This is a genomic window from Microbacterium sp. MPKO10 (genome assembly GCF_026107415.2).
Lineage (GTDB): Bacteria > Actinomycetota > Actinomycetes > Actinomycetales > Microbacteriaceae > Paramicrobacterium.
In genome coordinates, this window is record NZ_JAPCHX010000008.1 from 85,588 (window position 1) to 92,739 (window position 7,152).

Here is a 7,152-nt window from a genome sequence, read left to right on the forward strand (position 1 = left end):
AGGTCTAAAGTTTCGAGGCGTAGTAGGCGGGAGCGATGACGTCCTCGCCGCCGAACCAGCGCGGCACGTCGACTCCGCAGTAGAGGCCGATGTTGCCCCAGGGTTCGAAGGCGCCGGTGCGCACGATCACCTTCGCCTGCTGCGCCAGCTCGCCGAGCATGTCGGCGTGCGAGCGGGTCGTGAATTCGGCATCCGTGAAGCGCCCCTGAATCCACTCGTCGAGACGCGGATTGTTGGTTGTCACGTCGTCGGCGCGCACGACGCCCTCGACGACGAGCTCGTCTGCGATGAGGCCCAGCACGGTGCGCAGGTCGGGCAGGTTCTCGGCGATCGCGAGGTCGACCCGGTGCGCGGTGCGCGGAATCGGGAAGCCCGCGTCGACGACCATGAGCAGGTCGCTGTGGCCGAGCGTGGCGAGCGCGCCGCTCAGTTCTGCGTTGAGTATGCCGTTGCGTTTCATAACGTTCCCTTCGTAGAGATCAGTGTGTGGAGATCAGTGTGTGGAGTTCAGCTCGCCCGCCGATGCGTTGGTGGCGAGCGCCATGATCGATTCCTCTGTTGCGTCGCGTGATTCCAGCACGCCCGCGACGCGGCCCTCGCGCATGACAAGGATGCGGTCGGTCGCCGTGAGCAGCTCGGGGAGGTCTGATGACGAGCACACGATCGCGACGCCACGGTCGGCGAGGGCGAACAGCTGCTCGTAGATCTCGACCTTCGCCCCGACGTCGACGCCGCGGGTCGGCTCGTCGAGCATCAGCACCTCGGGGTCGATCGACATCCAGCGGGCGAGCAGCGCCTTCTGCTGGTTTCCGCCGGAGAGGCTTGTGATCGGGGTGTCGAGGCTCGCCGTCTTCACCCGCATCCTCTCGGCCAACGCCTGCGCCGAGCGTGCGATCGCTCCCTTTTTCAGCATCCCGAGTGTGGAGTTCGACCGGGTGCCGAGCACGCCGATGTTCTCGCCGACGGTCATCGTGGTGAGCAGCCCCTGCGCACGGCGTTCGCCGGGCAGAAGGGCGAGCTTGTGCCCGACGCTCGCGATCGGCGACCGCGCGTCATACGGTGTGCCATTGAGGCGCACCTCGCCCGAGCGCGACCGCCCGGCGCCGAAGATGTTCGCGAGCAGTTCGACGCGGCCGGAATCCGGCAGCCCGGCGATGCCGAGGATCTCACCTGGCCGCACCTCGAATGAGACGTCGTCGTGCCGGCTGCCGCTCAGGTCGGTCACGCTCAGCGCCGGAGCGACGTCTGCCGGAGCCGACCGGTCGTCGCGGCCGTCGAACTTCTCGAGCTCGCGGCCGACCATGGCCGACACCACGTCGTCTGGCGTGACCTCGTCGCGCCGCCACGATGCCACGTGTGTGCCGTCGCGCAGCACTTCGAGGCGATCGCAGAGGTCGAAGATCTCGGGCATGCGGTGCGAGACGTAGACCATTGTCGTGCCGTGTGCCTTGAGCTTCTGCATCAGGTCGAACAGCCGCTTCGCCTCGGCGGGCGTAAGCATCGCGGTGGGCTCGTCGAGAATCAGCACGCGGCAGCCGCGCGCGACGGATCGCGCCACAACGACGAGCTGCTGAATCGCGAGGTCGAGTGTGCGCACGCTCGCGCCGGGGTCGATGTCGAGGTCGAGCTCGGCCAGAAGTGCGCGGGCTCGGGCATCCATCTGTCTCTTCGAGGGGAAGGGGCGCGACCCGGGCTCGATGCCGACGAGGATGTTCTCGGCGACTGTGCGGTCTTGCAGCAGCGAGAGCTCTTGCGGCACGATCGCGATCGAGTGCTTCGTCAGCACCGTGTTCGGGTCGAAGCTCTCGACCGGCTGCCCGGCGACGCGCACCTCACCCGAGCTCGGCGGCTGCAGCCCGGCGAGAATCTTCAGCAACGTCGACTTGCCCGCGCCGTTCTCACCGACCAGGCCGGTCACTTCACCCTCGACGATGTCGAAGCTGACGCTGTCGAGCGCGGTGACGGGGCCGAAGTTGCGCGAGAGCTCGCGGATCTCGACGAGTGGTGTGCCGGCCGTCATCAGTCTTCCACCGTCGCGTCGTCGAGGTTGTCTTTCGTGATGATCTGCGCCCCGGTGTCGACGCCGTCGATCGGTGTGCCTTCCTGCAGGAAGTCCGAGAGCACCTTCACGGCCTGGTAGCCCTGCTCGGTCGGGTTCTGGCTGATCGTGAAGGTCACGACGTCGTTCTCGATGTAGTCGGCGGTGGTCGACAGCAGGTCGAAGCCGACCATGGCGATCTCGCCCGCGTTGCCCGACTGCGAGATCCACTTGGCGGCCGCTGTGGTCGAGCAGCAGTCGAGACCGGCGATCGCCACAACATCCTTCTGGCCCGACATCGTCGATTCGACGGTGTTGTACGCCTCGCTCGGCTCGTTGCCCACGTTCACGGGGCCCACGACCTCGAGGTCGGTGTCGGCGAGCGCCTCTTCGAATCCGCCGAAGCGGTCGTGCGACCAGCCGGCACCGGTGTCGAGCGAGAACACGACGACCTTGCCCGAGGGGTTGTCACCGAGGCTGGCCAGCAGCTCCTCGGCCTCAGACGCACCCGATGCCTTGAGGTCTTGGCCGACGAAGCCCATCTGGTCAGAGCCTGGGTTGTCGGTGTTGAACGAGATGATCGGGATGCCGGCGTTGTACGCCTGCGAGATGACGGGCTTGAGCGCGTCGCTCGATGCCGACGAGACGGCGAGCCCGTCAACGGACTGCTGCTGGATCAGCGTCTGCAGCTCAGAGACCTGCTTGGCGGCATCCCCTCCGGTCGGCCCGATGAGGCTCACGTCGACGCCGAACTCGTCGCCCGCCTTCTCGATGCCCGCCTTGATGGGCGTCGCGAACGCGAGTGAGGGGTCGTGGTAGCTCAGCTTGATGCGCAGCGGCTCACCATCGTCGATGCGCTGCTGAATGTAGTCGGCGAGTTCGAACTCCCCCGAGTCGGAGCCGGAATTCGCCGGGGTGATTGCTCCGCAGCCGGCCAACACCAGGGCGCTGACGGCTGCGACGGCACCGGCCGCCAGCAGTCGGCGAGCTTTATTCTTCAAAGACATCGGTCCTCCTTTGGTCCGAACTCACGAGGGTCGTGATGTGAACTGCAGTGAATAGCGAGCGTGACGGCATGACTCACGCCTTGGTCTTTCGTCTGCGCTGCCAGGTGTCGGTCGCGACGGCGGCGACGATCACGAGGCCGGTGACGACGGTCTGCCAGAACGACGAGATGCCGTTGATGTTGAGGATGTTCTGCAGCAGCCCGATGAATGCGACGCCGATGATGGTTCCCCACATCGTTCCGGACCCGCCGAAGAGCGCGGCGCCACCGATGATGACGGCAGAGATGACGGTCAGCTCGAGGCCGGTTCCGGTCACACCCTGCACGTATGAGAGGAAGGAGAGACCCAGAACTCCCGCCGCGGCGGCGGTGAGGCCCGCGATGATGAACGCTGTGAGCTTGACGCCCTTCACCTCGATGCCGACGAGGCGCGCCGCTTCGGGGTTGCCGCCGACCGCGTAGGTGTTGAATCCGAACCGCGACCGCGACAGTAGCACGACACCGAGTGCGGCAATGACGGCGAACACGATGAGCTGCATCGGAATGACGCCGAACAGGTAGCCCTGCCCGATGAGGTTGAACTCGGCGACGCCGGCCTGGCTCGAGCTCAGCGAGATGGGCGCGCCGTCAGAGATCAGCAGCGCGACGCCGCGGAAGACGCTGAGGGTTCCCAGGGTGACGATGAAGCTCGGCACGCCGAGGAAGACTACGGCGAGACCGTTCAGCAGACCGGCGACGGCGCCGACGGCGAGGCCGATGATCGTGGCGATCGGCCAGGAGGTTCCGCCTTCGATGGCGAGCCCGGTCGAGATGGCGGACAGCGCGTACACCGAGCCGACAGACAGGTCGATCTCTCCGTTGACGATCACGAACGTCGCGCCGATCGCCATGATGCCGATCTGCGAGATCTGCTGCCCGACCGAGAGCAGGTTGCCGGCCTGCATGAAGCTCGGCGAGAGCACAGCGCCGAGGATGAAGAGAAGAACAAGCGCCGCGAACACGCCGGCTTCGCGAGCATGAAGCAGCTTGCGCGGGTCGAACGATGCGCGCCGTGGGGCGGTGGCTGTAGCTGAGGTCACTGAGACTCTCCGATCGTGGAACTCAAGTCGTGGTGGGTAGGGAGGGCCGGAACGACTCCATTCGTGGCGACAGTGAACGCACCGGCTTGTGCGGCATACGCCGCGGCCTCGCGGAGCGAGGTACCGGCGGCAAGTGAGACGGCGAGTGCGGCGTTGAACGAATCGCCCGCTCCGGTCGTGTCGACGACTTGCGTCGCGCGCACGGGGTCGATGTGCAGCAGCTCGCCGTTCTCGACGATGACCGCTCCGTCAGAGCCCCGGGTCAGCACGACGGCGCCGTCGATGCGCTCAGCAATGAGCCGAGCCAGCTCCTCATCGTCGCTCTGCGCATCGCCCAGATCGAGGATGATGCGCGCCTCCGTCTGGTTCGGCGTGATGATGTCGACGTTGCTCAGGACCTCGGTCGAGAGCGGACGTGCCGGTGCCGGGTTGAGGATCGTCCGCACGCCTTCGTCACGTCCGATCCGCAGCGCGGCGGCGACGGCGGAGATCGGAATCTCCATTGAGACGAGCACGATGTCGGCGGCCGCGATCTCGCTGCGGAATGCCTCGACGTGGCTCTCGTTCAGCAGGTCGAGTGCACCCGGCGCAATGGCGATGCGGTTCTCGCCTGACGGCTCGACCATGATGAAGCCGGCCATGGTGGGGGCGTCGTCAGAGATCAGGATGCTGGAAGCATCCACTCCCTCATCACTCCAGAGTGTGCGGGCGGAGCGGCCGAAGTCGTCATTGCCGATCGCTGTCAGCAACGAGACCTCCGCGCCGAGCCGCGCGGCACCGATGGCCTGGTTGGAGCCCTTGCCCCCGGGACCCGATTCGAACGCGTCGCCGGTCAGGGTCTCCCCGGCTTCTGGCGCTCGGGGCACTCGCATGGTGAGGCCTGCGCCGTAACTTCCGATCACTGCAATCTTCATTGATCCGAACCAATTTGTATGTGGACAACTATGTACATGCAAGTATGCGATGGCACCATGCGAAAGTCAATCCAAACGAGCCGTTCCGGTTGGAACCCGTTCGCGCACATAGTGGCCGTCACTGTGCGCTGCGGAGAGCGCTCAGTCTAAGTTCGACCGCAATGCCGCGACGCCCGGCCGCAAGTGGAAACCATCGTTACGGTCACTGTCGGTGGTCACCGAGATCATGCGAATATGCCTTCCATATTGCTTGCGATTTTCATTGTCGCGTGTGGATTCTTCCTCGCACGGCGACTGGGTGCGGTCCGTAACGATCACGCGCGGCCGAGAGAGCGACTCAAAGCACTGGTGGCGGCTCTCACGTTCTCCGCAGTTCTCGCTCTCCTAGTTGCCATAATCGCTCTATCAGAAGACAGCAGTTTGACCTTTATTGGCTTCGTGATGACCGCGATCTTCTTAGCGATTTGCGCGGCCGCACTTTCACACCTCGGGAAATTTGCAGACCAGCATCAACTTGCCGTTGACATCGAGCTGCCGAGCTCAGCGATAAGGTATTGCGCGCGACGATTGGTTGCTTCGCTGACGTCAGCGTTGGATGTCATTGCGCCGTCTGGTTGGCGTGAATTGCGTATTCCGCGGGATGCTCTCGAGAGATTTTTCTCTATGAAACTCTTGCTCGCCGTCTACGCCGTCGCGCTCGCATCGTTGCCATTCTTCATTTCTGTTCTCGCAATTGTCGGCTTCGGAACAAGTCGCGCAGACATTCAAGCCATTTTTGCGATATACCTCAACTACGGATTGTTGTTGATATCCGGCTGCCTCGCCGCCGTTGCCCTTTCAACCGTTGCCCTCTATGCCGTTTTGGACTTATTGGGCGTCATCAATGGGTGGCGGCTCCAGTACGCCCGGGCATTTCACTTGTTGTCGGTATGGGCGGGAGGAGGCACCGTTGTCGGAGCACTCGCTGCGTGCTTAACACCCGTACTCGGCTCATTCCTCTCTACGAGTGTAGGCGAGATGAGCGGTCTTGGAGCCTTGCCTCCGACCCTCATGTTCAAGCTTGCAACAGGAGGTGGTCTCGTCGGCTTCACGGCTGGGCTCCTCCAAGTTCCGTTTGCCATTGCAGAACCAGTAACAAACCTCATCTACAGATGGGTCGTCATTCCGACCCCTTACGTTGTAATTGCGGCACTCGCATCAGCAAGTGGGCTGAATCCTGCGCATTTGCTATCGCTAATTGCACACTCACTCGCGAACGTCGTGACGATCCCCGCTTCCGCGACGCTCTCTCCCGAACAAATCGCGAACCTCATCAGCTCAGATTGGCGAATCGGCGTTGTGTTGCTTGGCAGGGACTCGACTGGTGCACTCCCCGGCGCGAGCGGATTCACATGGATCATAGTGATAGCGTTCGGGCTCATTGCGGCTTTCGGAGTCATGCGAGCCTTCGCGCACCGATCTAGCGAACGGCTACCACCTCGGGGGTAGTTGTTAGCTGCGCAAGGAATCTCTAGAGCTTAAGTATCGACTGTCGCGGGGCGCGCTCAATTGAGGCCTATAGGCACGCGAATGGGGGACTGCACAAGGCCTTGCTTCGGCCGTACTGTCTAGCTTGAACCAGTGTTGGTGGACCATCCCAAGGCGAAGGAGCCCTACATGCGTGTATCTGCGTACTATTCAACGAACCCGACAGATCCAGACGTGCATCACGTGTTCGACGATTGCCCTAGCGGTCAGCAGATTCCTAGCCGTAATAGGAGATCAGGCACGAACGGCTGGCCGCTCTGTAAACATTGTCGCGACATGTAGAGATCAGCCTGGGCGTGGCAATTGCCGCGCCCAGGTCTCCAGCTTCTGCCGACGTGCAACTGTCAAAGCCAGTTCAAATCGCTGCCGCTCACATTACTTGCCCAGTCACCGCTGCGCACAGCAGCCAGTATCAGCTCGCCGAAACCGCCGCGATCCCGATATTTACCGCTGGCTCCTAACTCATGCTAGTAGTGCCCCGTAGAGTGGTGTAGTCCGCTTGGTGGCTGGCTCTCGTTCTGAATGGGGGCGCGGTCACCGTGTGGTCCTTCGAGGAATCTCCTACAACCCACTCGAAAGGACATCTTC

At 63.3% G+C, this 7,152-nt stretch carries 6 protein-coding genes; 1 reads left to right on the forward strand and 5 read right to left on the reverse strand.

What is annotated here, in order from left to right; genetic code table 11:
• Positions 1 to 4: 4 nt before the first annotated feature.
• From rbsD to OK352_RS17060, 5 genes are all read right to left on the reverse strand, one after another.
• Positions 5 to 460 (reverse strand): D-ribose pyranase, encoded by a 456-nt coding sequence (gene rbsD / locus OK352_RS17040; protein ID WP_265142727.1) that lies wholly within the window; start codon positions 458 to 460, stop codon positions 5 to 7.
• Positions 461 to 493: 33 nt separating this feature from the next.
• Positions 494 to 2,020: a sugar ABC transporter ATP-binding protein gene (locus tag OK352_RS17045; protein WP_265142728.1), complete on the reverse strand. Its 1,527-nt coding sequence runs from the start codon at positions 2,018 to 2,020 to the stop codon at positions 494 to 496.
• Positions 2,020 to 3,045 carry a sugar ABC transporter substrate-binding protein gene (locus OK352_RS17050; RefSeq protein ID WP_265142729.1) on the reverse strand — a complete coding sequence of 342 codons (1,026 nt, stop codon included), beginning with the start codon at positions 3,043 to 3,045 and terminating at the stop codon, positions 2,020 to 2,022. The genes OK352_RS17045 and OK352_RS17050 overlap by 1 nt, the downstream gene beginning before the upstream one ends.
• 73 nt (positions 3,046 to 3,118) lie before the next feature.
• Positions 3,119 to 4,123, reverse strand: a complete 1,005-nt coding sequence (locus tag OK352_RS17055) for an ABC transporter permease (protein WP_265142730.1) — start codon at positions 4,121 to 4,123, stop codon at positions 3,119 to 3,121.
• Positions 4,120 to 5,037 carry a ribokinase gene (locus tag OK352_RS17060; RefSeq protein WP_265142731.1) on the reverse strand — a complete coding sequence of 306 codons (918 nt, stop codon included), beginning with the start codon at positions 5,035 to 5,037 and terminating at the stop codon, positions 4,120 to 4,122. The genes OK352_RS17055 and OK352_RS17060 overlap by 4 nt, the downstream gene beginning before the upstream one ends.
• Before the next feature lie 663 nt (positions 5,038 to 5,700).
• Between OK352_RS17060 and OK352_RS17065 the strand changes: the two genes are divergently transcribed.
• A complete protein-coding gene (locus OK352_RS17065) occupies positions 5,701 to 6,525 on the forward strand; it encodes a hypothetical protein (protein ID WP_265142732.1) in 825 nt (274 codons plus the stop codon).
• Positions 6,526 to 7,152 lie beyond the last annotated feature (627 nt).